Origin of the sequence: Paenibacillus sp. FSL A5-0031 (genome assembly GCF_001956295.1) — a bacterium.
GTDB lineage: Bacteria > Bacillota > Bacilli > Paenibacillales > Paenibacillaceae > Pristimantibacillus.
The window spans coordinates 86,503-112,642 of record NZ_MRTD01000016.1 but is presented as its reverse complement, the minus strand read 5'-3'; the positions used below and the strand labels follow the sequence as shown (position 1 = coordinate 112,642).

Genomic DNA, 26,140 nt, shown 5'->3' with positions numbered 1-26,140 from the left:
TTGGGAAATTGGGATCATGAAGATGTCCTTCTTATTGGAGGACATGCGCTGCGGTCGCGTTTTTTGTTCGGTACGGGGCGATTTCCAAGTCCTGCTGTACTGCAGCAAGCGCTTGAAGCGTCCGGTTCGGAGGTGATTACGTTCGCGGTTAGAAGGGTTAATCTAGAGAGTGTGGAGGATGATTCGGTACTTCAACACTTTGAAAATAGACAAATGCAATATTTGCCGAATACATCTGGTGCGAGAACAGCGGAGGAGGCTGTCCGAATCGCGCGCCTGGCGAGAGAAGCTGGGCTTGGCAACTGGATTAAGGTCGAGATCAGCGGAGACCATCGCACACTTTTGCCTGACCCTATAGAAACGCTGCGTGCTACGGAGCAGCTAGCAAACGAGGGTTTTATCGTTCTTCCTTATACATCCGATGACCCAATCCTATGCCGGAAATTAGAGGAAGCAGGAGCTTCAGCAATCATGCCAGGAGGTTCGCCAATTGGATCAGGGCTCGGATTGCTCAATCCCTATAACCTCGGACTTATTGCGGAGCAGTCAAGCGTTCCAGTCATCATCGATGCGGGTATTGGATCAGCGAAGGATGCTGCGGAAGCGATGGAGCTAGGCGCGGACGGCATCTTGGCTAATACGCCAATCGCTAAGGCACAGGACCCGATTATGATGGCTCGCGCGTTTCGATTAGCGATTGAAGCAGGGCGACTGGCATGGAAGGCTGGCCGCATACCGAAAAAACGGTATGCATCTGCAAGTAGCGATTGGGCGGGCTCATTATTTGAAACAGGAGTTAGTGCAGGAGGGGAACAATAATGCCCCAATCGGTAATTATACTTGGAGGCGGCATTATTGGTTTGTCTTGTGCCTTCGAGTCGGCGCGTAGAGGCATGAACGTAACACTTATTGAGCCAAGCGCGCTCGGAGGGCAAGCATCCGGCGCAGCGGCAGGCATGCTTGCTCCATTTTCAGAAAATACGGAGCAGCCCGATCCATTTTTTCAGCTGTGCCTAAACAGCCACCGCAGCTACCCGGCGTGGATTAAAGCGATCGAGGAACAATCCGGCATGTCGACGGAGTGGGTGCAGAGCGGCAGCATTAACATTTTTATGCATGAAGCAGACGTCTTGCCCATACAATCCAGATTGCAGTGGCAAAATGAATGGGGAGCCGAAGTTCAGCTTATTGATGCAGCTCAGCTTAGGAAGCTGGAGCCGATGCTTGCTCATTCGGCAATTGCTGGCGTATTTACGCCAAAGGAGAGCCATGTGTACGCACCAAAGCTTGTTGCAGCGCTTGAAGAAGCTTGCCGGAGGTTAGGTGTCGTCATCTTATCCCATGCGGGTAAAATTGAAGAGGTTGCGGTTCATCATAGCGGGGGAGTTTCTGTCCGAGCAGAAACGATGATAAAGAAGGTTCACGCTGATCGGCTAGTCGTCTGCGCGGGCGCTTGGTCAGGTGAATATGAACGATGGTTCGGACTCTCTGTTCCGATCCATCCCATTCGGGGACAAATCTGTTCTTACGAGCATCAAGAAACTGAAGTTCGACATATGATCTTCTCCAGCCAAGCCTATTGGGTCGGAAAAAGAAATGCTCGGCTCGTATGCGGTGCTTCTGAAGATGTCGCGGGCTTTGAGACGAGTGTGACAGAACGAGGCATCGGCCGCTTAATTCGCAGCAGCAATCAGCTTTTTCCATTTCTTAAAGGCAAAGAAACCGCGCATCGGTGGGCAGGCTTGCGTCCCGCAACGCGAGATGGAATGCCAATGCTTGGGCAAGTAGAGGGAATGCCAGCTGTAATTATGGCCGCAGGTCATTATCGCAACGGTATTTTGCTAAGTCCGATCACAGCTCATATTGTTGCTGATCTATTGGAAGAAAAACAGGGAGAACCGTCGATCAGCAGATTCTCTCCTAACCGCTTTACGACTATTGCTATGAGAGGAAGACTTTCTACTTGATAGGAAGCCGCATGAAGGCAGCACGAAAGATCTAAATTATTGCATTGAAAACATATGAAAAATCTGCTATATTGAAAACGAGAATCGTTATCAGTTGAGTAGGTTTTTTTTTATGTCTGGAAACAGACTTCCTTTTTGAAGCATTTTTTATCAACCAAAGTATACATACAGAAGGGTAGTTTTCAAATGTCTTCTCTATCAAGCAAGAAAGCGCTGGCAGGCACAAAGCTGCGCACACGGCCGCTAGTGGCTACGATTATTTTATTTGGCGGGTTAGCAGCACTCTTATTATCGCTCGCATTATCTATCTCTGTCGGTGCAGCAGATATCAGTCTCTCAACGGTGTGGGATGGCGTATTCCACTTCAATGAGGAAAACATTCAGCATCAAATTATTAAAGAGCTTCGTATGCCGCGTGCGTTAGCCGCTGCTTTGGTGGGAGCAGCTTTCGCTGTCGCAGGTTCTGTTATGCAAGGCATGACTAGAAACCCATTAGCAGACTCAAGCTTGCTTGGTATTAACGCGGGAGCAGGTTTTATGTTGGCGCTTTGCTTCGCTTTTTTCCCTTCGATATCTTATCTTGGTCTTATGTTTGTGTGCTTTGCGGGTGCAGCAGTTGCAATGGGACTCGTATACGGAATCGGCTCATTAGCAAAAGGCGGCCTAACACCTGTGCGGCTTACACTGGCTGGTGCGGCTGTAGGGGCATTGCTGCTTGCTATAACAGAAGGCATAGCGATTTATTATAAAATTGGTCAGGATTTGGCTTTTTGGTATGCTGGCGGGGTAGCCGGAACGAAATGGCTGCAAATTCAAATAGTATGGCCATGGGTAGTTGGTGGACTGCTTGGCGCCATCGTGTTGTCACGATCCATTACATTGTTAAGCTTAGGCGACGATGTTGCTGCAGGTCTTGGACAACGAACGGGCCTAGTAAAAGCAGCAGGCGTCATTATAGTCTTATTGCTGGCAGGTACCGCCGTTTCAGCGGTCGGCTCTATCGGTTTTGTAGGCTTGATTATTCCTCATATCTCACGATTCCTTGTTGGTGTCGACTATAGATGGATCATTCCATGCTCGGCGGTTTTGGGAAGTTTACTTATGGTGCTGGCTGATATTGGTGGGCGATTGATTAATCCGCCTCAGGAAGTGGCTATCGGTATTATAATCGCGGTTATTGGCGTTCCGTTCTTCCTCTATCTTGTAACAAGAATGAAGGGAGAATAAGCATGAATACTTACTTTATTACCGAAACCGAACAGCGTAGAAGAAAACGCGCAGTCCTTGTAATGACCGTGCTTAGCGTACTTATTGTTTTGTCCGTTATCATCAGTATGAACACAGGATTTATTCGCTTAGCACCGCTTGACGTTTTCAAAACGTTATTTGGATCGGGAACGGCTAAGCAGGAGCTAATTCTATTTGATTTCCGCTTGCCGCGGATTGTCATCTCTATATTAATTGGTGCAGGTTTTGCAGTATCGGGCTGTATTATTCAAGGATTATCGCGCAACCCGCTTTCTGATCCAGGGCTGCTCGGTATAAACGCGGGCGCAGGGCTTGCAGTTATCTTGTTTATTTCTTTTTATCCAACGACGGAAAAGGGATCTATTTTTTTGATGCCGTTTCTTGCATTAATCGGAGCATCATTTACCGCATTGCTCATTTTTGTACTTTCGTATAAGAGACATCGAGGGTTATTGCCAACTCGGATGATATTGGTAGGTATCGCTGTAGCGGCGGGTATTAGCGCAGCGATGCAGCTTCTGATTTTGCGTCTTACGCCTGAGAAATATCAGTTTTTTGCTGTATGGATGGCGGGGAGCATTTGGGGAACGAACTGGAAGTATGTGCTTGCACTGCTCCCATGGTTAATCGTTATTTTTCCAATCGTGCAATATAAAGCGAAAGCATTGAATGCTTTAAATTTAGGCGATCAATTGGCAGTTGGACTTGGAGCTCAAGTGAACAAGGAGCGGGCACTGCTGCTTGCTGCAGCGGTGGGCCTAGCTGGTTCTTGCGTCGCTGTCGGCGGGGGCATCGGATTTGTCGGACTCATAGCGCCTCACTTGGCAAGAAGACTTGTCGGTCCGCAGCATCAGGTATTATTGCCAGCTTCAGCATTTGTAGGCGCGCTGCTCGTTATTGTGGCGGATACACTCGCAAGATGGGCATTCCAGCCAAACGAAATTCCAACAGGAATTGTTGTTGCTGTTATTGGAGCACCTTATTTCTTATACTTATTGTCCAGATCGAAATAGTCAAATAGCTGAAAAAGAAACCGCGGAGAGCAGTATGCTCCCGCGGTTTTTGTTTGTTATAAGTCGCATATATACATTTGTCTGTACTCCTTGTAGCGAGCCCATGGGTACCTGCATATATTACCTATGACATTTCAGGTGGAAGAAGGAGAGGACTATGACAAAAAACAGAAAAGGGAAAAGCCCGAAGGGGCGAAAGCCGCTTTTTTATGTTGATAATCCGAATGCTTCCGAGTTAAAGTGGCTAGATGATTTGAACAGGAAGAAGGCCGCTGTTGCACAAGCGCATGCAGCTAAAACATTGATTAAAAAAGAGGAAGAAGAGAAGGAGAAAGCGAGCATTAATGCACTCGCTCTCTTACTCGAGAATCCATTAGAGCAGATGGAGTCGGAAGTTGTCACGGTGGAGGACTCTGAGGAGTTTGAACAGCTAGAACAGCTTATTCAAGTGGAATTAGGGGAGCAAGCGGAACAGCTGGAGCAGGAGCAGCAGGAACAAGTGGGGCAAGTAGAACTGTTTGAGCAAGGGGAACAGCCGGAAAAACTGGAACAACTGGAACAATCGCAAGGAGAAGAGCAGCAGGAGCAAGTAGGGCAAGTAAGGCTGTTGGAGCTAGGGGAGCAGCTGGAACGAAATGAACAATCGGAACAATTGGAACAATCGCAAGGAGAAGAGCAGCAGAAGCAATTAGAGTATTTGGATACGCTGGAACAGCTGCACCAGATTGAAGAGCAAGAGCAGCTCGCTGTCGAAGAGCTTGCCCAGCAGATTGAACAGTTAAGCTTGGAAGAAAAGTTTGAGAAACTTGATGAGAAATTAGCACCGGAAGGTCCTCCAGCTTTTATTTACACGGATGATTTGGTAGACTTTTCGGTTACATCAGAGAAAATTGCACCTGGGTCGATCGATAGCAGCAAGCTGGCAGCAGGCAGCGTGCTGGCAAGCACGATTGCCGATTATTCCATTCACACCATCCATTTAGCTGACGGCACAATCAACTCCGCTAAAATTGCGAATGAATCGATTATGGGCGAGCATTTGGTAAACCACTCGATTACTGGAAACAAAATTTTGGATTATTCGATTTCTGGCAATAAGCTTCAGGATGGCAGCATCTCGTCAGAGAAGCTTGCGGATCGTACGATCAGTATGGACAAAATTGCAGAAGGATCAATCGAATCCAGGCATTTGAAGTCATTGCTCATTACAACAGACCTGCTTGCTGATCAAGCCATTACTGGCGAGAAAATTAAAAGCGGAACGATCCGACCGGAAAATTTGGCTAATGAAGCCATTGACAACTCCAAGCTTTCTGAAGGAGCGGTAACACACTCTAAGCTTCGCGACTCAGCAGTTACGAGTGAGAAGATTGCAGCAGAAGCGATTGAAGCGGAGCATTTGAAGCCTGGATTGCTGCTATCTGAGCATGTCGCAGTTGGTATTATTCAGGGAAAGCATTTGGCCCTCGGAGACATAGCCGCGGAACATCTAGCAGAAGGAGCAGTCGGAACAAGGGAACTGCAGCCAAAAGCGGTAAAAGCAGAACAATTAGCGGACGAATCGGTATCTTCATCTCATCTGCAAGCAGCGGCCGTTCTAAGCTCCCACATTGGAACAGGGCAAATAACAAGTGAGCACATCGCGGATCAGTCCATTAACTCTAGGAAGCTTGCGGATCAATCGGTGTCCACCATTAAAATTGTTGATCATTCGATAACGATTTCCAAGCTTTCTGATCAATCCGTTAATGCTCAGAAGCTCGCGAATGACTCCGTGCACAGCCGTCATTTGGGCTCTGGAAGCATTACATCCGACAAAATTGCTGATGGGCAAATATTGCAGGCGCATCTGACAACCGATGCAGTAAACATGAAGCATATTGCAGCAAATGCAATTAAACGGGATCATCTACAAAGCGGCATTGTTAATGAAGATAAAATCGCGCCATTATCCATTCGTGTTGACCATATTGGTATGGAGGCTGTTGGTACTACTCAATTAGCGGATGCTTCAATTACGCGAAGCAAGCTGGCTGATGGTGCTGTTGATAGTAAAGTCATAGCAAACTTTGCTGTTGAATCCCGGCATCTTCAGGATGAATCGGTAACGTTTCAGAAGCTAGCCCCTGAAGTGTTAAGGTCGTATCATTTTACTAAGGGTGCTGTGACGGGTGAAGCGATTTCTTCTGAAGCAGTGAACGGCATGCATTTAAAATCGGAGATTATTGAAGGACGCCATCTCGCAAAGGATGCTGTAGATAACAAAAAGCTGCAAGACGGTTCAGTTACGAGCAGCAAGCTAACGAAAGGCGCTGTCACGGATCAAGTTATTGCTTCAGGTGCAGTTTTTTCTCATCATTTGGCAGATCATACTGTAAATTCATTAAAGCTGTCCCCTGAATCGGTTACGACGGATAAACTGGCAGATTTAAGCGTCTCGACGGGCAAGCTCGCAGATGGAAGCGTATCGAGTGTCAAGATTGCGTCTCAAGCTATTATGCCAGGGCATCTCGGAGCCAATTTGATTGCTTCCCACCACATACAAGCAGAATCGATTCGCTCGACCCATATTGAAGCTAATGCAATTGAAGCTGAACATTTGGCTGATCAATCGATCGGAAATGACCACCTTCAGGATGGTGTCATTACATCTGCTAAACTAGCTTACGGCGCTGTGCAATCAAAGCAAATAGCAAATGAAGTAGTGCTTAGCCGTCATTTGGGAAATGCAGCGGTGCTTGGCATTCATTTGGGAGAAGGGTCGGTTCATGCCGCGCATTTGGCGGATGATTCGATTACGATTGAAAAGCTGACAGCAAACAGTATTGGATCAGCGCAATTGCAAAACGATTCCGTAGGTGCTGATGTCATAAGCAAAGGTGCTATAGGTACGGATCATATCGCACAAGGAGCCATTACGTCGGGTAAAATAGCGGAATTGTCGATCGGCGCGAAGCAGCTGAAGCCAGGATCGGTAGATGCAACGCATTTAACAATAAATAGTGTAAACGAACATGCATTGCAGGATGAGTCGGTGACGAGTGCAAAGCTGGCTCAAGATGCCGTCTCAAGCGAGCATGTACAGCTCGAATCACTTGCCGGCAAACATTTGAAATCCGATTCGATTCAAGGCTATCACGTTCGCAAGGGCACGATTACACTAGCTCATTTGGCTAATGATGTGCTTGTGTTTGATCGAATTGCTGACAATAGTATTTTGGGAAGAAAGCTTAAAGAAGGCTCTATCGACAGTAAGTTGTTGTCAGCCGACAGTGTAGGGACGGAGCAGCTGGCAGATGGAAGTGTGACGGCGTCGAAGCTGAAGCTAGGCGGCGTAGGAACGGAGCAGTTGTCGGACGGAAGCGTAACGACATCGAAGCTGGAACTAGGCAGTGTTGGTTCGGAGCAGCTGGCGGATGAAAGTGTGACGACGACGAAGTTGGTACTAGGCAGCGTAGGCACAGATCAGTTGTCGGATGGCTGTGTGACGACATCGAAGCTGGAACTAGGCAGTGTGGGTACGGAGCAGTTGGCGGACGGAAGTGTAACGTCGTCGAAGCTGGTACTAGGCAGCGTGGGGACGAAGCAGTTGTCAGATGGCAGTGTGACGAAAGCGAAGCTGGAGCTGCGCAGTGTAGGTACGGAGCAGTTGTCAGACGGTAGTGTAACAAAATCGAAGCTGGTGCTTGGCAGCGTAGGCTCGGATCAGTTGTCGGATGGCAGTGTGACGACATCGAAGCTAGAGCTACACAGTGTAGGTACGGAGCAGTTGGCAAACGGTAGTGTAACAAAATCGAAGCTGGTACTTGGCAGTGTAGGATCGGATCAGTTGTCGGATAGCAGTGTGACGACGACGAAGTTGGTACTTGGCAGCGTGGGTACGGATCAGTTGAAGGATAGCAGTGTGACGACAAAGAAGCTTGAGCGAGGCAGCGTAGGTACGGATCAGTTGTCGGAAGGCAGTGTGACGACATCGAAGCTGGTACTAGGCAGTGTAGGCTCAGATCAGTTGTCGGATGGCAGTGTAACGACGACGAAGCTTTTACTAGGCAGTGTAGGTACGGATCAGTTGGCGGATGGCAGTGTGACGAAATCGAAGCTGGAGCTGCGCAGTGTAGGTACGGAGCAGTTGGCTGATAACAGTGTAACAAAGTCGAAGCTGGTACTAGGCAGTGTAGGCTCGGATCAGTTGTCGAACGGCAGTGTGACGACGACGAAGTTGGTACTAGGCAGCGTGGGTACGGATCAGTTGGCGGACGGCAGTGTAACAAAATCGAAGCTGGTACTAGGCAGTGTAGGCTCCGATCAGTTGTCGAATGGCAGTGTGACGACGACGAAGCTGGTGCTTGGCAGCGTGGGTACGGATCAGTTGTCGGATGGCAGTGTGACGACATCGAAGCTTGAGCTAGGCAGCGTAGGTACGGATCAATTGTCAGATGGAAGTGTAACTACTGCAAAGATTGCGTTAGAGAGCATAGGTTCGGAGCAGTTAATGGATGGAAGCGTGACTGCATGGAAACTAGCGTTTGGAAGCGTTGGATCAGAACAGCTGAATGACGGAAGTGTGACAACAGAGAAACTGGCGTTTGGAAGCGTAGGCTCGAATCAGCTGTTGGACGGAAGTGTGACGTCAACGAAGCTGGCATTTGGCAGTGTAAATTCGGAACAGCTGACGGACGGAAGTGTGACGACATCGAAGCTGGCTTATGAAAGCATAGGTTCGGAGCAACTAGCAGATGGCAGTGTGACAACATCGAAGCTGTCGTATGGAAGCATTGGTTTAGAACAACTGATGGATAGAAGTGTGACATCAGCGAAGCTTGCATATGGAAGCGTTGGTTCAGAACAACTGACGGATAGAAGTGTGACATCAGCGAAGCTTACGTATGGAAGCGTTGGATCAGAACAGCTGTCTGACGGAAGTGTGACAACAGAGAAACTGGCGCTAGGCAGCATAGGTTTGAATCAGCTGATGGACGGAAGCGTGACATCAACGAAGCTGGCATTTGGCAGTGTAAATTCGGAACAGCTGACGGACGGCAGTGTGACGACATCGAAGCTTACGTATGGAAGCGTAGGTTCGGAGCAACTAGCAGATGGCAGTGTGACATCATCGAAACTGTCGTATGGAAGTATTGGTTTAGAACAACTGATGGATAGAAGTGTGACATCAGCGAAACTTGCGTATGGAAGCGTTGGTTCAGAACAACTGACGGATAGAAGTGTGACATCAGCGAAGCTTACGTATGGAAGCGTAAGTTCAGAACAGCTGGCAGACGGAAGTGTGACGGCAGCGAAGCTGGCGCATGACAGCGTAAACTATGAACAGCTAATGGATGGAAGTGTGACAACTTCAAAGCTGGCTTATGGCAGTGTAAATTCGGAACAGCTGATGGACGGAAGCGTGACAACGACGAAGCTGGGAATTGGCAGCGTAGGTGCGGAACAGCTGACGGACGGAAGCGTGACAACGACGAAGCTGGGAATTGGCAGCGTAGGTGCGGAACAGCTGACGGACGGAAGCGTAACTTCAGCGAAGCTTGCTCTAGGCAGTGTAGGAACGGGGCAAATTGTTCCGGGAAGCATTACCGCAGAATTGTTGGCACCTGGAATATTGCTGAGCAATGTAGAGGGTTCAGCTGCAAATCAAGTAGAGCAGATTGCAGATGGCTCAATTACTGGAAGGCATATTCAAGAGCAATCCATTGGCCTTTCAGCACTGCAATTTGCACCTGTAATTACTAACGCGAGCCAAGGCATTGTAAAGCAGCAATTTGGGCTTGCGCCTTACAGCTTTGCTGCGCAAGCAGAACAAGTAGAGCTTATCATTCCATTTGATGAGCCGTTCTTGGATAATTATTACGTGCTAACCGTAACAACTGACAACCCGGCCTGCTACGCTGTAGTTCATTCAAAGGCTGCGGATCATGCAGTTATTCTCATCATTCGTACACGCATCAGTCAAGAGCCAGTTGGCCATCTCAACTGGATTGCTATCGGTAAAGGATAAGACGTATTAAAAAGGAGATTGCCTGTAGGTGTAAAATACCGAGGGCAGTCTCTTTTTATACACAATTATAAGACAACTCTAGCATTATGTTGTCGCAGCATTTTATACTCATTCCTTGATAAGCAGTACACTTGCCGTTGCAGATATCTCTTCAAAACATACTATATGATGTTGATGTAAAAAAGATCAAATGACGGATTGGAGAGGTTATCGATGAGACGCAAAAAAAGACCGGTCCGACGTCTCAAAAACAATGTTAGCTTGCGCAGTACAGCGGAAAAAAGAGTAGAGAGATATAGGCTGGGTATGAATGAAGGCTATGAGGAAGGATTGAAAGCCGGCATTGAAAGCTATGATTCTTATTTCGAAGGAACTAGCATCATCATTCCCAGTCATAATGAGGTTGAATCGGTAAAAGCATGTATCGAAGGCATAATGGATCATACTGATTTGCCTTATGAAATCATCGTTATAGATAATGGATCTTCAGATGGCATCGAGCATTATTTAAGACAACTAGACGGCCAAGTGCGGTATCGTATTTTAGCAAAGTCGGCAGGCTTCACAGGCGCTGCAAATAAAGGTTTAATGATGGCTAAAGGGACGACTATTTTGCTGCTAAACAATGGGATGCGACCGACTGAAAATTGGCTCGACAATCTATTAATATGCTTGAATAGCGATGCTGGCATCGGAATGGTAGGCCCTGTCTCTATCGGTCTAACTGGCAAACAAAAGATGGAATTTCATTACGTTGATTTGGAAGATATGCATGAACTTGCGAGATTAAATAATGCTAGTGATTCATCGAAATGGCATCAAACAGAGCGGTTAGCTAGCAGATGCCTGCTCTTTCGGCGCGAGCTGCTGGAGAAAGTGGGCTTTCTCGATGAAGGCTGCCAAGAGTCGCCGTTTGAAGCAGAAGATTATGGCTTGCGAGTGAGATTGCAAGGATATTCCTTGGTTTACGCGCGCGACGCCTATATTCATGCCGAACGAAATGATGAGGAGCTGGCGGAGTACAACGCTAGAGAGTCCGAGGCGTTTGAATCCAAGCATTATTTTATGAACAAATGGAGCGGCTTGGATGAGAAGTTTTTGGACCGGGAGGGAACTGACTTTGAACGTCAAGCCAAGCTTCCTGAATGGGAAGCGGGTATTAGACCGAAGCTTGGGGAGTCGGTTTTTTATCCTCAGCAAATGGTCGTAAAAGGTTTTGGAGAAACAATTTATTGGATAGAGGACAGTGTTAGACGGCCCATTCATGGATTGTGGGAGCAGCCAGTTAAACGCGTATCTCAGCTTGACTTGTGTCGTTGGCCGATCGGTGAGCCTATCGAGGTGGATGTAGTCATTTCACGTAAGGGCTCGCTATGTTGCGGTGATAGCAACGAACTCCAAAATGGCAGCATTTATATAAGTGAGAACGGAAGCAGCTTCTATCTTGAGAATGGCAAGAAACGTATTATTATGAGTCGCCTTGCTGCCGATGGCTGGGGCTTGCAGACTGGGCATAAAGAGAAGCTTTCCGAAGCGGAGCTTCGTATGATTCCCGACGGCTTGCCCTTGATCGCGCCGATCACGCTACGTCAAGCGTTGTAACAAAAGGGAAGTATCCACTGCTGCGGAGCACGCATATGATGTAGGAGCAAGGAGGGAAAGTACGATGCAAGCTACAATTACGGAAATTATGCAGCATATGTCCCACGGCAATGTTCAAATGGCACGAATGCTAGAAGCAGAACGGCATGTAACGGTTCGCTTATCCGAAATCGTGCAGGCGCTTCCAGACGAGCATCCGAATTTAGGAGGTTTATCTGGCATTCTGGAAAATACGCAAGCGGTGGGTCAGAATATCGTTGCATATTTGAATAGTATCGCAGATTTTCAAGAAACGATTGCTGCTCAGCTTACCTATGTTGTGCGTGAGCTTAAGGAAGCAGACGGGGAAGAATAGAGAGCAAATAAGGAGGTCTAGCTTGCAATGGATCGTGATCAAGCCTATATGCGAATGCTTAGCTCAACAGCTAATATGCAATGGAATATAGCAATTATGCTGGAAGCCAAAGCGGCTGAGGCAGAGAAGATGCGAGGCTGGATATGTAATCATGTGCATACCCACACCTTTAATTCGCACCAAACGCAGCTAGGCCAGTCTATTCAAATGCATGATCAGGTGATTGAGATGATCGATGGAATCGCGAAGCTTAATCAAGGAATCGTGTCTATTATGAAGGCCGTGCTGCAGCAAGAGGAAGAAATGTCAGAGAGCTATGGTGATTCATTGTCTTCACTGGGCAAGGGCTTCACCTTTGGTGACAAAAACTGATGGAAACCTTGGGATCTGAACGTGAGGCAAGAGCGGCTTTTTTAGCCTCGCTTGCTAGAAGCCAAGGCGCGCTTGCCCGTATATTAGAAAGTATCGCTGATGTGTCTGATGCTTCACAAGGAACAGTTAAGCTCCTTCGGGACAATGTAAGATCGCTTACCGAGCTACAGGAAACGATTGCTGAATCGGTAACAAGCCTAGCTTGGCATAGACGGGTAAAACAGAAGGGTAATCCAACGAATCCATGGATTCAGCCTGAGCTGCCCATCTATGGCGTTCATTGGTCAGGGGGAGAGGGGATTGTTGAACAATAAGAGCAAAACACGGAAAAGTGAAACTGCAAGAAGCCCTCGCAAACGGACAGCAAGAAGAAATACGACAAGCAAAAAAACAATACAACGTAGAAAACAAGTACCGAGGAAACGATTTGCCCATAAGGAAACTGAACGAGCTGGACTTGGGCAAACCTTTAATGATGGCTATAACACAGGGTTTGCAACGGGTTTTGAAGATGGACATCAAGCAGCATACGAGAGTCAACCCTAAATGGCTGTAGAAAAACAGCCCTCTACACCATCGGTTCCAAGTGGAATGTAATCGATGGAGTATAGGGCTGTTTAGCATGTTCTAGAAGGACCAGCGAAGAACGACGCCAGCTTGAGTTAATCCGCCTCCAAAGCCGTATAAGAGTAAAAGATGTCCAGGCTCAACGAAGCCGGATTTCACAGCCTCGTCTAGGGCAAGCGGAATGGATGCAGCGGATGTGTTGCCATATTGTTTTATACTCGATAAGGTTTGTTCAAGCGAGAAGCCTGTTCTTTCGCAAAGCGATTCTATAATTCGCATATTAGCGCTATGAGGAATAAACCAATTGATTTCTGCTGGTGTATATCCGCTCTTCTCCAATAGCTGCTGAACACCCTCGGCTACATGACTAACCGCCCAGCGATATACTTCCCGGCCGTTTTGCACGATTAAACCATTCGTTTGTATATCATGCTCACCAATTGCGGATGCTAAACTGCTGCGATAAAGCAGATGACCACGGGCACCATCTGTTTTGGTGTATACTGCTTCGATATCGCCATGTCCGTCATGCGAAGCTTCCATAAGAATTGCGCCAGCCCCGTCGCCAAACAAAATACAGGTCGTACGGTCTGTATAGTCCGTAATTTTGGATAACGTTTCTGCGCCAAGCACTAAAATTTTGCGATGCGCTCCAGATAACAACAAGCCATTCGCTAATTGAATGGCAGCGGCAAAACCAGCACAGGCTGCTTGAATATCGGCTGCACCTGCATGGCTGATGTTGAAGTGCGACTGCACCTGAGAAGCTACGCTCGGGAAGACGGCATCTGGCGTAGAAGTAGCCACGATAATGTAGTCAACATCAGTCACGCTTACGCCGTAGCGTTCAATCATATTATGAACAGCTTCAAAGCATAGATCGCTGGTGAACTGACTGTCTGAGGCGATATGACGCTCCTTGATGCCGGTTCGCTGCATGATCCATTCATCGCTCGTCTCCACAAGCTTCTCCATATCTGTGTTTGTTAAAATCCGTTCAGGAACGTAAGTGCCTATCGCGGTAATGACGGCATTCGATTGAATGGCTGATGGTTTTATTTTGTCCATACAATGCACACTTCCTCTCAAAATTAGTACCAAGTACTAGTATCTGATACTAATTTACTTCATCCCTTTTGCTTTGTCAATGCAATGAATAGCGAGTCCAGAAAAGGCGAACGCTAAGGAAGGGTCCGGTGCCTAAACAAAACAAGTTGGAGGATGGCTAAATGCGCAAACAAATCGCTGCTTTGTCTGCAGGTGTGTTGCTAAGCACAATGCTGGCAGGCTGCATGGAAAATCACGGTGAGCTTGGAAATAAAGACATCCGCTCGAACAGTATCCGTTATGATGCAAATGGAAATTTATTAAAAAATAAACGATTCGCCGATGACCAAATGAATGAGAAAAATCGAGTAAATGGACGCAGGCTAAACAGCAATAATGTCATCGGCTCGCATAAAAATTATAGAATGCAAATGAATGAAAAAATGGCTAAGGAGATCACAGATCTAGGTGTAGTCAAATCTTCATATGTGATGATAACCGACCATAACGCATACGTCGCTGTTTCATTAGATGAGATTCAGCCTAAGGTTGAATCCAAAATGCTAAGTCGAACAAATAGTGGGTATATGGGGAAAGAGGGCGTGGAGATTAGCCGGCGAATGAGCACCCTGTCTACAGGAAACCATATGCTTACGGCGCAAGTAAAGGAACAAATTGCGAGTAAAGTGAAGCAATTAAATCCGAGCATTGAACATGTATATGTGTCAGCTAATCCTGATTTTGTTGGGCGGATGAATGCGTATATGAATGATGTGAAGCTTGGGCATCCTATACAAGGCTATATTGCAGAATTTAATGCGATGGTCGAACGAATTTTTCCAGCGCAGACTGTAGAAAATAAGATGAAGAGCAAAAGCATCAAAGATAGACGCATGATTTACGACTAAAGGGCAGGTAATCGTAATGAAAATACAAAAAACGGCTGGAGGGTTTCAATCTCTGAGCCGTTTTTATTTTGGAATGGCAATGGGTAAAACTATCAAATGATCTTCACCCTATATTTAGACGGATACTAGGGTTTCCTATGAAACAAGGCAATCATAGGATATGACAGGAGAGGAGATGGTCGTACTGCCATGAATGATAATAGACTAGTTATAGCTAGATTGGGAGAGGCATTATGATTTTTGGGTCGGTTATACATGCAGAGCAAACAGCCAAAGCGATAATGATGGCCAAATCCATTAAGAAACATATGCCTAATGGCAAGGTTATCATTGGTGTGATGGAGGAAACTATGCCTAATGCCGCTGTTGGTTGTCCTTATTTTGATGAGGTCGTGCTCATGAAAGATACGGATGCATACTCCAATATGAAAAAGTTTTTTTTCCAGTACACTCTTCAAGAAGCACAGCGGGCTTGCAAGGCTTTATTGGTGAACTATATATACAAAAAGTATACGAATGAGATAACTATCCATTACTTGGATGCGGATACATGGGTCGTTTCGCCGTTTGAAGAGCTTGCAGACGGTTTCAATCAGCATCCCATTACTTTGATTGGAAAAGTCATTGATCCTGAGTTTCTGGATTTGGACTGGTTGACTGAGGTTAGGAAAAACGGGATCTATGATTCAAGCTTTATGAGCTTTAAACGTCATTCTGTTACGGAAAGCTTCCTGAAATGCTGGCTCAAGCTTAGTGAAAATAATTGTTATTATGATCAGGCGATCCATAATTTTATCGATCAAGGATGGCTGGATCAATCGCACACACTCTTTGATGGTGTCTTTTCCTTGCGTAATGCGGGCTATCAGGTCTCTCACAGCAACCTTATGGAGAGATGGGATATATCCAAAACTGCCTCTCATACGTATTCCATTGGTAATAAACCACTGCGCTCTATTCGAATATCCAATAATTTTGAGCTGGCGATCTCATGGATCGAGCATGAGAAGGGGCAGCTATACGGAGAACTAATCGAAGAATATAGAAATGAATGGATAGAAGTAGAACGAAATACAGCGGCGAGCTCAACCTGGAGCTATAGTCACTTCACTAGCGGAGAAGTGATTGCAGATCAAACGAGAGGAAAGTTTCGCATGCATTACTATGACAATTCTGAAGTTGAAAATCCATTTTTGCTTTCAAATGGGTACTTTCATTCAGAAGCGTCTAATATGGATGTGGCGGATCAATCGATTCCGTATTCCGAGGACGAACCAGATCGGATAAAGCGTCGAAATAGTACGGTGAAAAAGAGAAGAGCTCGGCGCAAGCTAAGGAAGTTTATCCGTAAAAAACGTCGTCGTTCGAATTGAACTCAGATGGAATGAAAAAAATGCACCCGTTAGCCTAGGTGCATTTTTTTGCATTCTTATTTATTTAATCTTGCACGATGCTTCGTGTAACCAAAGTTTGCTTCAACATATTGAATCGCTCTTCTCACTTGCCTCTCGTAAAGCTCAGAGCTTGACATCAACCGATCGATTTCATTCGTTACATTGGAAGGCTCAGCATAAATGGCGGCTTCGCCAAAAAGCTCCTTGTAGCTTGGAGGAAGAATAACCGGCACGCCAGCAGCCATCGCCTCAAAAATAACGCGGCCAAACGCTTCGACACAATTGGGATGTGTGTAGTAAACAAAGACGTCGAGACCTGCCAAAAAAGACTTTGGCGAACGCTTTCCAAATCCGAGCACATGCCAATTTTGAGGCAGCTTTCCTAATATCCGACGCGGTGTTCTAGCACCGCCAAGAATGTGTATTTCATATTTTGATGAAGCGGGATAAATTTTTAGAAGATCCGTTCGATTGGAAGGCCATTTCACATAAGCATCTCTGGAGTGTCTGCCTATTTTGATCACGCCTCTGTGAGAAGGACGGTTTTTCCGTCTCCACTCCCTCGTATTAATGATGTTGACCCAATCTGCAGAAGCTAATTTAATGTTCTTCAAGTCACCTGCATGGTGCTTAAAAAGCGTTTTTCTCACTTGAGGGCCGATTGGATGCCATGTGCTGGATTTTCCGAAAAATTGTTTGACCCGCTGTTCGCAGCGACTAATGTTATAGACTAACTGGCCGTATCTGCCATAATCCTTTCTTGGGGTTTGATTGACGATGACGTGTATTCTCTTTGCCGATACGTTCGGTTTATATCTTCTTCTTACATGAAGAATTCGTGGATGTCTAATAATTAGAGTATCACAGGTAGCTCTGGCGGTTGTATTCAGCATTCGAATGCTCCGCCCATCGACCATACGCTTGATTTTGGGGTTAATTGTACTTTTTCTACTTCTTGGCTGGCCGGACATGTGAATCAGTCCTGTTGTTAAGCCTGCTCTTTTTTGAGCTTTCATTTCTTCAATGTTGGACGAGGTTGTTCCACCCGGCAATCTAAAGTCAGACATCATAATGACGTCAAAATGTCCACTGCGCTTGCGGTATTTTCCAGCCATCTCGTTACCCCTCTCGAAGCATTTGCTTGCTGCAGATTATCGATAGCATATGCGGCATTTGAAAGGAAGGTATAAGGCGAATACATGGGAAGTGGAAAATTGGGCTGTAATCAAGGTGGCCGCATTTTGTAGCCATACTGTCCAAACTATTAATAAGTTGTTTCATATACTATCTAAGCTGATTAAAAATTACTAGAGAGAAGGCGAGAGATTAGAATATGAGCGATTTGCATAATCATAACGCGAATGAAAAGCAGAGAACGGTAGCTATTGTGGGGCTTGGTTATGTGGGTCTGCCACTTGCTCTGCTTTTTGTTCGCAAGGGTTTTTACGTTGTTGGAGTTGATTTGGATAGAAGAAAAGTAGAGTCTATTCAATCTGGGAAAAGCTATATAAACGAAATAAATGATCAGGATATAGAAGAAGTGAATTTGTCTGCCCGTTTTACCGTTTCAAATGAGTTTCATCTAATGGATGCTGCTGAAGCGATCGTTATTTGTGTACCAACGCCTTTAACTATGCATGGAACGCCTGATTTGAGCTATTTGACGCAAGCAGCCAAACAAATCAGCAGCAGACTTAAGCAGCAGCAGCTTGTCATATTGGAAAGCTCAACTTACCCGGGAACTACGAGAGAAGTGCTCCTCCCTGTTTTGAATCAATCCGGGCTTAACGCAGGGATTGACTATCATATCGCTTATTCGCCTGAACGGGTAGATCCCGGAAATAAACATTTTGATGTAGAGAGTATTCCGAAGGTAATCAGCGGCGTAACGCCAGGCTGCTTGGAGCTAAACGCAGAAACACTTTCAAATACAGATTGTGTTATCATTGCTACCGATCATACTTCTTTGCCGCTGCAGCTTGTTTTAGAGCATGCTCCGTTTGTATATGACACCCGAAATGTAGTCAAAGGCATCACGGGCAAATCAAGAATCGTCACGCTCGGAGGCGTCGGATCATGAGAGTATCACTAGCTGTTTATGACCGAGTAAGGAGGAACGATGCAGCCGGCATGGATAAGGAGCATTTTTCCGGTCAGGGGAGGATGACCTCAGGTGTAACCGTAGTTACAGCAACGAATAAGCCACTCTTTATGCAAAATCTATTCACTAACTTCAAGTGTCAGCAATGGAGGGTGAAGGAGATGATCGTGCTGCTTAATAACGATGGCATGAACATTGAACGTTACAAAAAACAGGCCAGCAGCTTTGGAAATGTATCGATATACAAGCTGCCGGCAAAATGGTCGCTTGGGAAATGCTTAAATTACGGAATTAGCAAAGCCCAATATGAGATTATAGCCAAATTCGACGATGATGATTACTACGCACCAAATTATTTGACTGAGGCGATGCTGCGACTTGAAAAAACGGAAGCGGATCTGATAGGGAAAAATAAGTTTTATATGTACTTTAAGCATTCTTCAAAGCTGATGCTTGCAACGATGCCTAGTAAAAATAGAGTAGCAGGAGCGACGATGCTGTTCAAAAAAAAGTTGTATCCGGACGTTTCATTCAAACATCTTCGCAAAGGAGCGGATATGAGGTTTCAGAAGGACAGCATCAAAAAAGGCTATAAGCTGGCTTTCACAAGTCCCAGCCATTTTGCAGCAATTAGAAGAGCCAATCAGAAAATGCATACATGGAAGGTTACGAAAAAAACGATTCGATTGCTTCGTGCCAAAAAGATTGCGCAGACGAAGCAATACCGAAGCATAGTCAATCAGACCAGCAAACAAAAATAAGGATGGCAGCGGCCTATCCTTATTTTTTGCTTTATTGCTTCCGCTTTTTATGGAGCTGGTATGCACGCTGTTGAATTTTTAAGTAGTCATGCTCGATGCTCGTATCGTACCAGCGTTCCTTGTATACATATCCGATCGCTTTGCGTGTCATGCCCATCTGATTTAAAGCATCGGTTAATTGAATCTCTCCGCCTATTCCAGGTTTCGTTGTTTTTAATAATTCGAAAATGCCAGGTTCAACAATATATCTTCCCATGACCGCGAGCTGGGACGGAGGATCATATGCCGGCTTCTCTACTATGGAAGCGACCTCGTAAATTCGGCGCTGAACTTGAACAGCAGACGCCACGCCGTATTGAGACAACAGTTTGGGGTCAACCGATTGCAGTCCAATGACATTGGTTCTGTGCTTCTCGTAGTTTCGAATTAATGGTAGGAGTAAAGAGTTTTGATGCAGGTTTATTTGATCCGGCAGCATAACAGCAAAGGGCTCGTTTGCAGCAAATGATTGTCCAAGCGAAACGGCATGCCCAAGACCGAGCGCTTCATATTGACGAATATATTGAATATTGACTTTGGCGGGAGCAATGATAGGCAGCATGCTTTCTTTGTGAATCGTACGCAAATGAGCCTCCAGCTCCATCGAACGGTCAAAGTAGTTCATAATTTCTGTCTTATTGCGAGATAATATAATTAAAATGTCGGTAATTCCTGCATCGATTGCTTCTTTAACTACATAGTCGATTGCGGGTCTGTTTCCAATGGGAAACAATTCTTTGGGTATAGCCTTGGTTATGGGTAAATTGCGAATTCCATAGCCTGCGGCAGGAATGATCGCTTTTTGAATCAATTGCATCACCTCTAGTTTTGATTGTCTCTCTAAATCTAGTTTATTAATAAAATATAGATTTGAAGCTTGTCCTTCTTAAAAAAGGCAGCCGTACAAGCCCCTTTATCGTTATGATTTTTGATCAACAGCGTCCAAATCTTAGCGCATGTGGTTATCCATCCACTCTTAAATCTTTTAAATTCATATACTTATAAGGGAGTTTCAGTAGAGTGAGGGAAGGTGGACTGCTGGATGAAAGGCGTTATACTGGCTGGCGGGTCAGGTACGAGACTTTATCCGCTAACGAAATTTATGAACAAGCATCTATTGCCAGTCGGAAAGCATCCTATGATATATTATGCGATTAAAAAGCTGGCGGATGCAGGGATTAAAGATATTTTGCTCGTTATAGGAAAACAATCAGCGGGCTTGTATGTTGATTTTTTGGGGAGCGGCCACGAATGGGGCGTAAATCTCGTTTTTAGAGTGCAGGATCAGTTTGGCGGTGTTGCTGAGGCATTGGCTTTGGCAGATGGGTTCGTATCTGCGGATGAAAAATTTGTCGTTTTGCTAGGAGACAATTTGTTCGAGGATTCATTATCTGAATATATGGTTTCTTTTGAAGCATCATCGGAAGAGGCGAAGGTATTACTTAAGAGAGTAGCGGATCCAGAAAGATTTGGCGTTCCGAGAATGGAAGGCGGGCGTATTGTATCCATTGAGGAGAAACCTTCGAATCCCGGCTCTAATTATTGTGTAACGGGTATTTATATGTACAACGCCGATGTTTTTAATGTAATCAAGACACTGCGCCCTTCGGGGAGAGGGGAGCTTGAAATTACCGATGTAAACAACTTTTATGCGGCGAGGGGGACACTCAAGCACAGCATCTTGAAAGGGTGGTGGCATGACGCGGGTACGTTCACTTCGCTGCAGGAAGCGGGATTGCGTCTAGCGGATGAGAAAACAGAATAGTAGGCCAGCTAGACTGCGACATGACCTGTGTCCCAGTCTATTTTTTTGCAACGATTAGGAGAGATGAAACTTCATGGTAACAGACGCCGTGGCGGTAAAAAGGATCAAACATACTATGAGATAGGGTTGAATGCATAGAGTCACCAAGTATACCGCCATTACAGATATAAGGGAAGGAAAAAAGATTATGAAATTGAAAAATCTTAAGGTCCGACCTAAGATGATGCTGAAGCCAAAAAGGAGAATTGGTAGAAAAAGCCGCTTGGTCAAAAAAGGAAGGAAAGAATGGCGGGCAGGATCGATAAGCAGCCAGTCAGAAGGCTACAAAGCTGGATGGAAAGACGGCTATCGCGACGGCCGCTGGATTGCTGTAGTAGGCGGCGTCTGTAAGCCGAAAATTGCATATGTCATCCCAGGATGCTCCATTTCCGGTGGTGTAGCGGTTATTCTTCAGCATGCCAACCGCCTGAAGCAGCGCGGTTATGATGTCGTATTAGTTTCCCTGGATGGAAATACGCAGGTTAGCTGGCATCCTGTTGAGGTGCCCATCGTCACAGAATCCCGCGCTCCTGCGGATCGAGATATTGTGATTGCGACCTTTTGGGCTACACTCGGCGCTGCAAGAAGAATAGAAGCAAAGAAAAGGTTTTATTTCATTCAATCGGATGAATCCAGATTTTATTCGCCATCGTCGGAGCAATCGAAGCTGGCCTATCAAACGTACAAAACGAATGATTTTACGTTTTTGACGATGGCAGGTTGGTTGCAGCGCTGGCTGCAGCGTACGTTTAATAAGCAAGCGATCTATATTCCTAACGGACTCGATACCTCACTTATGTATGAGGCAGAGCCGCTTGCACCAAAAGGCAACAAAGTTAGAGTATTGCTCGAGGGCCCCATTAACGTTCCTTACAAAGGAATGAGCGATGCTTTTGCGGCAGTGCGAGATTTGAACTGTGAGGTTTGGTGTGTCAGCTCGTCGGGGCGTCCCGCTGCATCTTGGCGCTGTGACCGCTTCTTTGAGAGTGTGTCCTATGAAACGATGAAGCATATTTACTCTAGCTGTGATATTTTGCTCAAAATGAGCAGGGTTGAAAGTTTCCTCTATCCTCCACTTGAGATGATGGCTTGCGGAGGCGTTCCAGTCGTTGCTGATGTAACGGGGACGGATGAATATCTGGTCAATCATTATAATAGCTTGGTCATTCCAAATGACATTAGAGCAGCAGCGAATGCAGTACAAAGTTTGATAGCAGACAAGTCTCTGCGCGAACACCTAAGAGCTGGCGGGAGCGAGACGGTAAAGAAGTGGGAATGGGATCGAAGCATAGATTTGTTGGAGCAAGCGCTAATTAGAAATGTATAGACAGTATTCGTTACAGAAAGAGGTGAGATACTTCTGAAGCAGAAACGGAAAATAAACATTTCAGCAGCAAGCGAGTGGGATGCGGGACGCGAATCTGGCTGGAAGCATGGTTACCATGTGGGTACCTGTGAAGCGTTAATTCAGAAAATACCGAGGTCCGCAAGCGTGCTGCGATCTCTGCGAGTATTATATGTTCGTGCGGGATTAAGAGGCCCTTTTCCAGATATGGACCAGGCGGTTACGGATGCTCTCAGAGGTATGGTCAGCGAGCTGATCATCGCATCTCCACCCGATAATCTTATTGATCTGGCAAGCAGGAGAAGACCGGATTTAGTGCTCGTATTGCATGGTACTCAGGTGCCCGTCCACCAAATAAAAGGCATTCGGTCGATCGGCATCAAAACAGCGATATGGCTCGTCGATGAGCCCTATGTAACCGATGTTACAACGGTCATTGCCCCGCAGTATGAATGGTTATTTACCCATGAGCTGGCTGCTATTCCAATGTATAGGCAGCTCGGCTGTCAGGTTCATTATTTGCCGCTGGCAGTTAACCCAGCCGTGTATAAGCCCAAATATGTACCCGCTCATTATCAAAGCGATATTTGCTTTATTGGGAATGCCTTTCATAACAGAGTCAGATTAATAGATCGAATTGCTCCTGCCCTAGCCCTGCGTGATACAAGAATTATCGGCTTGTTCTGGAAAAGGCTTAAGCGTTACAAAAGCCTAAGCAAAGGCATCCGCATTTCTTGGATCAGCTCAGAAGAAGCAGCGAGCTATTACAATGGCGCCAAGATTGTTATCAATATTCATCGTTCCCATGACGACAAGGTGCATAACAAAAATAGCCGCAACCTTCCCGGCTTGTCGATCAACCCTCGTACGTATGAAATTGCGGCTGCCGGAGCTTTTCAGCTTACAGATGTTCGTCAGGACTTAAGCGATTTTTATGTACCGGGAACTGAGCTTGAAACGTACTCTTCACCAAATGAGCTGGCTGATAAAATTGCCTATTTCCTGCAGAACGAGCAAAAGAGAAACCAAATCGCATTAAGAGGATTTATAAAAACGCTGGAGCAGCATACCTACGAGAAGCGGCTCAGCCAGCTGCTTCAAATCGTCTTTCCATCATGATAGCTAAACAAGAGCGTGGGAGGTGAATCGAGATGCGCAAGCGATATCCGCGCAGGCGTATAAAAGCAGTCCGTAAAATAAAGCGAACCAACTTTCAAGCGAGCTATGCGGCTGGTTATCGGGATGGCAGGGCGAGTGGAGCAGCAAGCTATCAGCAGCCTTTTGAAGGCACAAGCATTATTATTCCAACCTACAACCAGTTGAACTATTTACGAAATTGCATAGAAAGCATTCATAAATATACGCCGCAGTCTTACGAAATCATCATTATTGATAATGGCTCAACAGATGGAACGGCTCCCTATTTGAAGTCGCAAGCAGGGCGATTGCGCTATAAAATTTTTCAAGAGAACTTAGGTTTTTCCGGCGGCGTCAATCAAGGTCTGATGATGGCAAAAGGTACGTCGATTCTCATTCTTAACAATGATACGATCGTGACGAAAAACTGGCTGTCGAATTTATTGTCGTGCTTGAACAGCAGCCCGTCGATTGGTCTTGTTGGTCCGGTAACCAATTATTTGTCGAATGATCAAAAGATTGATGTCAGCTACAAAAACATGAAAGAAATGCAGCAGTTTGCCCAAAATTACAATCATATTAACCCAGTACGATGGAGAAAAACGAATGCCATAATGGGCTTTTGCTTGCTGTTATCCAGAGAGGTGCTTCAGAGAGTCGGGTATATGGATGAGGGATATGTCATTGGGACCTGCGAGGATGTAGACTTTTATCTTCGGATACAATTGCTTGGTCTGGATCTAGTCATTGCGGAGGATACATTCATTCATCATTATGGCAGTGTGACGATGCGTTCGTTTCTGGACGCTTCCTTGCTTAATAACGCTTTTTTTCGTGAAAAATGGGGCGACTGGGATCAGATCAGCAGGCTGGAGTCGGTAATGAACTCGGCATCCCCTAATGAAAAGAGAAAAGGAACAAACTTTTACCCTAGCCATATCGTTGTTAAAGGAACCGATTCGAATGTGTATTGGGTAGAAAATGGATATCGATATATCGTGCGGTCTTCAGACTTAATGCATGTGGATGCAGTAAGATTGCCGCAGCTTGATTTATGGAACTGGCCGATAGGAGGGGACATTTCGATTGCAGTGCTGCAGCAGAGAATAGCTGCATTATCGGCGCTCACAACCAGTTTCGCTGAAGGCAGTTTAGTGAAAACGCAGGACGGCGAAATGTACCAGATTATACAGGGCAAGCTGCACCGGATGACGACAAAATATGCTTATAAGGCATGGGGACTGGAGCAGCGTTATGTTCGTCCTTTAACGCAGGCCGACAAAAACCAGTATTCGGAAGGCTTCCCTATTATAGCTCCTCCGATCATTAAGGCTAATAATATATAATTTCAAGTTTAGGAGGACGGTAGCATGCTGACGAAACGAAAAAAAAGTACAGCCATTAAAAAAACGAGCGTAAAAAAAACGTTGAAAACCGGCGGGAAATTAAGCAGCCGCAAAAACAAGTATGGTGTCAAAAAGGGGAAACGGCGCGGTAAAACATTAAAAAAGGGCTTGAGGAGCGGTGCAAGAGGGAGAAAAAGAAGCGGTCCGTTTCACACGGGTTATGAGCAAGGGTATAGAGAAGGGCATTCGAAAGGTTTTGAGGATGCGCATCAAGAGTCTTATATGACCAATCAAGGTGCTGTCCTCTCGCAAGCACAGCCAGATAGCGCAAATGCATCGCCTTATCTGACTACACAAATGCCGAGTGAAGCGGAAATTGCGAGCGTAGCCGGATCTCGAATCGGGATTCTTTATATATGCACAGGGAAATACAGTATATTCTGGGAAAACTTCTATCGGAGCGCCGAAGCTTATTTCTTGCCGGGCTACCAGAAAAACTATTATGTATTCACAGATGCCGATCACATCGTTGATGAAGAGAGATCAAACATTTTGAAGATTCCTCAGGATAATCTTGGATGGCCGGGCAATACGCTGCTGCGATATGCGATGTTTAGAAACGTATTGCATCAGCTGCAGCAGGAATGTGATTTCGTATTTTTCTTTAATGCCAATATGCAATTCGTTGATGTCGTAAGAGAAGAAATATTGCCGATGCATGAGGGCATCGTTGCGGTTCAACATCCAGGCTTCTACAATAAAGCGCGCCACGAGCTTGATTATGAGAAAAATCAACAAAGCTTAGCCTATATTCCAGAGGGCGAAGGAAGCTACTACTATATGGGTGGGTTGAACGGCGGCCGAACGGAGCACTATACGAATCTTATTCGTGTTCTGGATGAAAATATTAGAACAGATATGAATAATGGGATCAATGCCGTTTGGCATGACGAATCTCATTTAAATAAATATTTAATCGACAAATCTCCTAAAGTGATGAATCCATCCTATGGTTACGTGGAGGGCCAGCAGCTTCCGTTTCCAATGAAAATATTAATTCGCGATAAAAACAACTTCGGCGGCCATAGCTTTTTGAGAAGCTAGCGGCATAAAAAAACGTAAGC

22 protein-coding genes are annotated in these 26,140 nt (G+C 45.8%); 19 read left to right on the top strand and 3 right to left on the bottom strand.

Features of this window, described 5'->3' with window-relative positions; genetic code table 11:
* The 10 genes from BK120_RS25180 to BK120_RS25135 all read left to right on the top strand — a co-directional run bounded on the left by BK120_RS25180 (position 1) and on the right by BK120_RS25135 (position 13,113).
* Positions 1–819 carry a thiazole synthase gene (locus BK120_RS25180; protein WP_144376854.1) on the top strand — a complete coding sequence of 273 codons (819 nt, stop codon included), beginning with the start codon at positions 1–3 and terminating at the stop codon, positions 817–819.
* On the top strand, positions 819–1,967 hold the full coding sequence (gene thiO, locus BK120_RS25175) for a glycine oxidase ThiO (RefSeq protein WP_076270256.1): 1,149 nt from the start codon (positions 819–821) through the stop codon (positions 1,965–1,967). The genes BK120_RS25180 and thiO overlap by 1 nt, the downstream gene beginning before the upstream one ends.
* A gap of 186 nt (positions 1,968–2,153) precedes the next feature.
* Positions 2,154–3,194, top strand: a complete 1,041-nt coding sequence (locus BK120_RS25170) for a FecCD family ABC transporter permease (protein WP_076270255.1) — start codon at positions 2,154–2,156, stop codon at positions 3,192–3,194.
* A gap of 2 nt (positions 3,195–3,196) precedes the next feature.
* Positions 3,197–4,228, top strand: coding sequence for a FecCD family ABC transporter permease (locus BK120_RS25165; protein WP_076270254.1), 1,032 nt, complete (start codon positions 3,197–3,199; stop codon positions 4,226–4,228).
* Between the two features lie 157 nt (positions 4,229–4,385).
* On the top strand, positions 4,386–10,238 hold the full coding sequence (locus tag BK120_RS25160) for a WIAG-tail domain (RefSeq protein ID WP_076270253.1): 5,853 nt from the start codon (positions 4,386–4,388) through the stop codon (positions 10,236–10,238).
* Between the two features lie 213 nt (positions 10,239–10,451).
* Positions 10,452–11,840: a glycosyltransferase family 2 protein gene (locus tag BK120_RS25155; protein WP_076270252.1), complete on the top strand. Its 1,389-nt coding sequence runs from the start codon at positions 10,452–10,454 to the stop codon at positions 11,838–11,840.
* A gap of 64 nt (positions 11,841–11,904) precedes the next feature.
* Positions 11,905–12,195 (top strand): nucleoside-diphosphate sugar epimerase, encoded by a 291-nt coding sequence (locus BK120_RS25150; RefSeq protein ID WP_076270251.1) that lies wholly within the window; start codon positions 11,905–11,907, stop codon positions 12,193–12,195.
* A 27-nt stretch (positions 12,196–12,222) separates the two neighbouring features.
* Positions 12,223–12,567: an alpha-helical endospore appendage domain-containing protein gene (locus BK120_RS25145; protein WP_076270250.1), complete on the top strand. Its 345-nt coding sequence runs from the start codon at positions 12,223–12,225 to the stop codon at positions 12,565–12,567.
* Positions 12,567–12,881 (top strand): hypothetical protein, encoded by a 315-nt coding sequence (locus tag BK120_RS25140; protein WP_076270249.1) that lies wholly within the window; start codon positions 12,567–12,569, stop codon positions 12,879–12,881. Before BK120_RS25145 ends, BK120_RS25140 begins: the two co-directional genes overlap by 1 nt.
* On the top strand, positions 12,868–13,113 hold the full coding sequence (locus BK120_RS25135; protein ID WP_144376853.1) for a hypothetical protein: 246 nt from the start codon (positions 12,868–12,870) through the stop codon (positions 13,111–13,113). The genes BK120_RS25140 and BK120_RS25135 overlap by 14 nt, the downstream gene beginning before the upstream one ends.
* Before the next feature lie 81 nt (positions 13,114–13,194).
* On the opposite strand, the gene BK120_RS25130 is transcribed toward BK120_RS25135, so the two are convergent.
* A complete protein-coding gene (locus tag BK120_RS25130) occupies positions 13,195–14,202 on the bottom strand; it encodes a ketoacyl-ACP synthase III (RefSeq protein ID WP_076270247.1) in 1,008 nt (335 codons plus the stop codon).
* 161 nt (positions 14,203–14,363) lie between these two features.
* On the opposite strand from BK120_RS25130, the gene BK120_RS25125 reads away from it, so the two are divergent.
* The gene (locus tag BK120_RS25125; RefSeq protein WP_076270246.1) at positions 14,364–15,089 is read left to right on the top strand and encodes a YhcN/YlaJ family sporulation lipoprotein; all 726 of its coding nucleotides are present in this window, start codon (positions 14,364–14,366) and stop codon (positions 15,087–15,089) included.
* A 233-nt stretch (positions 15,090–15,322) separates the two neighbouring features.
* The gene (locus tag BK120_RS25120; RefSeq protein WP_076270245.1) at positions 15,323–16,462 is read left to right on the top strand and encodes a hypothetical protein; all 1,140 of its coding nucleotides are present in this window, start codon (positions 15,323–15,325) and stop codon (positions 16,460–16,462) included.
* Positions 16,463–16,518: 56 nt separating this feature from the next.
* Here BK120_RS25120 and BK120_RS25115 read toward each other — a convergent pair whose 3' ends face one another.
* Positions 16,519–17,598 carry a glycosyltransferase gene (locus BK120_RS25115; RefSeq protein WP_076270244.1) on the bottom strand — a complete coding sequence of 360 codons (1,080 nt, stop codon included), beginning with the start codon at positions 17,596–17,598 and terminating at the stop codon, positions 16,519–16,521.
* Between the two features lie 218 nt (positions 17,599–17,816).
* Here BK120_RS25115 and BK120_RS25110 point away from each other — a divergent pair, with 218 nt between their 5' ends.
* The gene (locus BK120_RS25110) at positions 17,817–18,563 is read left to right on the top strand and encodes an NAD(P)-binding domain-containing protein (RefSeq protein ID WP_076270243.1); all 747 of its coding nucleotides are present in this window, start codon (positions 17,817–17,819) and stop codon (positions 18,561–18,563) included.
* Positions 18,560–19,345, top strand: coding sequence for a glycosyltransferase family 2 protein (locus tag BK120_RS25105; RefSeq protein WP_083682419.1), 786 nt, complete (start codon positions 18,560–18,562; stop codon positions 19,343–19,345). The genes BK120_RS25110 and BK120_RS25105 overlap by 4 nt, the downstream gene beginning before the upstream one ends.
* A gap of 31 nt (positions 19,346–19,376) precedes the next feature.
* Here the strand turns inward: BK120_RS25105 and BK120_RS25100 are convergent, their stop codons facing one another.
* The gene (locus tag BK120_RS25100) at positions 19,377–20,195 is read right to left on the bottom strand and encodes a UTP--glucose-1-phosphate uridylyltransferase (protein WP_076270242.1); all 819 of its coding nucleotides are present in this window, start codon (positions 20,193–20,195) and stop codon (positions 19,377–19,379) included.
* Between the two features lie 231 nt (positions 20,196–20,426).
* Between BK120_RS25100 and BK120_RS25095 the strand changes: the two genes are divergently transcribed.
* The 5 genes from BK120_RS25095 (at position 20,427) to BK120_RS25075 (ending at position 26,120) form a co-directional block, all read left to right on the top strand.
* Positions 20,427–21,149, top strand: a complete 723-nt coding sequence (locus BK120_RS25095; RefSeq protein WP_076270241.1) for a sugar phosphate nucleotidyltransferase — start codon at positions 20,427–20,429, stop codon at positions 21,147–21,149.
* Between the two features lie 187 nt (positions 21,150–21,336).
* Positions 21,337–22,515, top strand: coding sequence for a glycosyltransferase family 4 protein (locus BK120_RS25090; RefSeq protein WP_076270240.1), 1,179 nt, complete (start codon positions 21,337–21,339; stop codon positions 22,513–22,515).
* Positions 22,516–22,740: 225 nt separating this feature from the next.
* Complete coding sequence (locus BK120_RS25085) at positions 22,741–23,652, top strand: CgeB family protein (protein ID WP_083682415.1); 912 nt, start codon at positions 22,741–22,743, stop codon at positions 23,650–23,652.
* A gap of 32 nt (positions 23,653–23,684) precedes the next feature.
* Positions 23,685–25,016, top strand: a complete 1,332-nt coding sequence (locus BK120_RS25080) for a glycosyltransferase family 2 protein (protein WP_076270238.1) — start codon at positions 23,685–23,687, stop codon at positions 25,014–25,016.
* A 24-nt stretch (positions 25,017–25,040) separates the two neighbouring features.
* Positions 25,041–26,120, top strand: coding sequence for a family 6 glucosyltransferase (locus BK120_RS25075; protein ID WP_076270237.1), 1,080 nt, complete (start codon positions 25,041–25,043; stop codon positions 26,118–26,120).
* The last annotated feature ends 20 nt before the right edge of the window (positions 26,121–26,140 follow it).

Excerpts from the sequence above, each read along its gene's own strand:
- BK120_RS25105 (WP_083682419.1), top strand. The coding sequence starts at position 18,560 with ATGAGAGTATCACTAGCTGTTTATGACCGAGTAAGGAGGAACGATGCA.
- BK120_RS25085 (WP_083682415.1), top strand. The coding sequence starts at position 22,741 with ATGGACCAGGCGGTTACGGATGCTCTCAGAGGTATGGTCAGCGAGCTG.
- thiO (WP_076270256.1), top strand. The coding sequence starts at position 819 with ATGCCCCAATCGGTAATTATACTTGGAGGCGGCATTATTGGTTTGTCT.
- BK120_RS25170 (WP_076270255.1), top strand. The coding sequence starts at position 2,154 with ATGTCTTCTCTATCAAGCAAGAAAGCGCTGGCAGGCACAAAGCTGCGC.
- BK120_RS25095 (WP_076270241.1), top strand. The coding sequence starts at position 20,427 with ATGAAAGGCGTTATACTGGCTGGCGGGTCAGGTACGAGACTTTATCCG.
- BK120_RS25145 (WP_076270250.1), top strand. The coding sequence starts at position 12,223 with ATGGATCGTGATCAAGCCTATATGCGAATGCTTAGCTCAACAGCTAAT.
- BK120_RS25110 (WP_076270243.1), top strand. The coding sequence starts at position 17,817 with ATGAGCGATTTGCATAATCATAACGCGAATGAAAAGCAGAGAACGGTA.
- BK120_RS25140 (WP_076270249.1), top strand. The coding sequence starts at position 12,567 with ATGGAAACCTTGGGATCTGAACGTGAGGCAAGAGCGGCTTTTTTAGCC.
- BK120_RS25090 (WP_076270240.1), top strand. The coding sequence starts at position 21,337 with ATGAAATTGAAAAATCTTAAGGTCCGACCTAAGATGATGCTGAAGCCA.
- BK120_RS25115 (WP_076270244.1), bottom strand. The coding sequence starts at position 17,598 with ATGGCTGGAAAATACCGCAAGCGCAGTGGACATTTTGACGTCATTATG.
- BK120_RS25125 (WP_076270246.1), top strand. The coding sequence starts at position 14,364 with ATGCGCAAACAAATCGCTGCTTTGTCTGCAGGTGTGTTGCTAAGCACA.
- BK120_RS25120 (WP_076270245.1), top strand. The coding sequence starts at position 15,323 with ATGATTTTTGGGTCGGTTATACATGCAGAGCAAACAGCCAAAGCGATA.
- BK120_RS25075 (WP_076270237.1), top strand. The coding sequence starts at position 25,041 with ATGCTGACGAAACGAAAAAAAAGTACAGCCATTAAAAAAACGAGCGTA.
- BK120_RS25150 (WP_076270251.1), top strand. The coding sequence starts at position 11,905 with ATGCAAGCTACAATTACGGAAATTATGCAGCATATGTCCCACGGCAAT.
- BK120_RS25155 (WP_076270252.1), top strand. The coding sequence starts at position 10,452 with ATGAGACGCAAAAAAAGACCGGTCCGACGTCTCAAAAACAATGTTAGC.
- BK120_RS25165 (WP_076270254.1), top strand. The coding sequence starts at position 3,197 with ATGAATACTTACTTTATTACCGAAACCGAACAGCGTAGAAGAAAACGC.
- BK120_RS25080 (WP_076270238.1), top strand. The coding sequence starts at position 23,685 with ATGCGCAAGCGATATCCGCGCAGGCGTATAAAAGCAGTCCGTAAAATA.
- BK120_RS25160 (WP_076270253.1), top strand. The coding sequence starts at position 4,386 with ATGACAAAAAACAGAAAAGGGAAAAGCCCGAAGGGGCGAAAGCCGCTT.
- BK120_RS25130 (WP_076270247.1), bottom strand. The coding sequence starts at position 14,202 with ATGGACAAAATAAAACCATCAGCCATTCAATCGAATGCCGTCATTACC.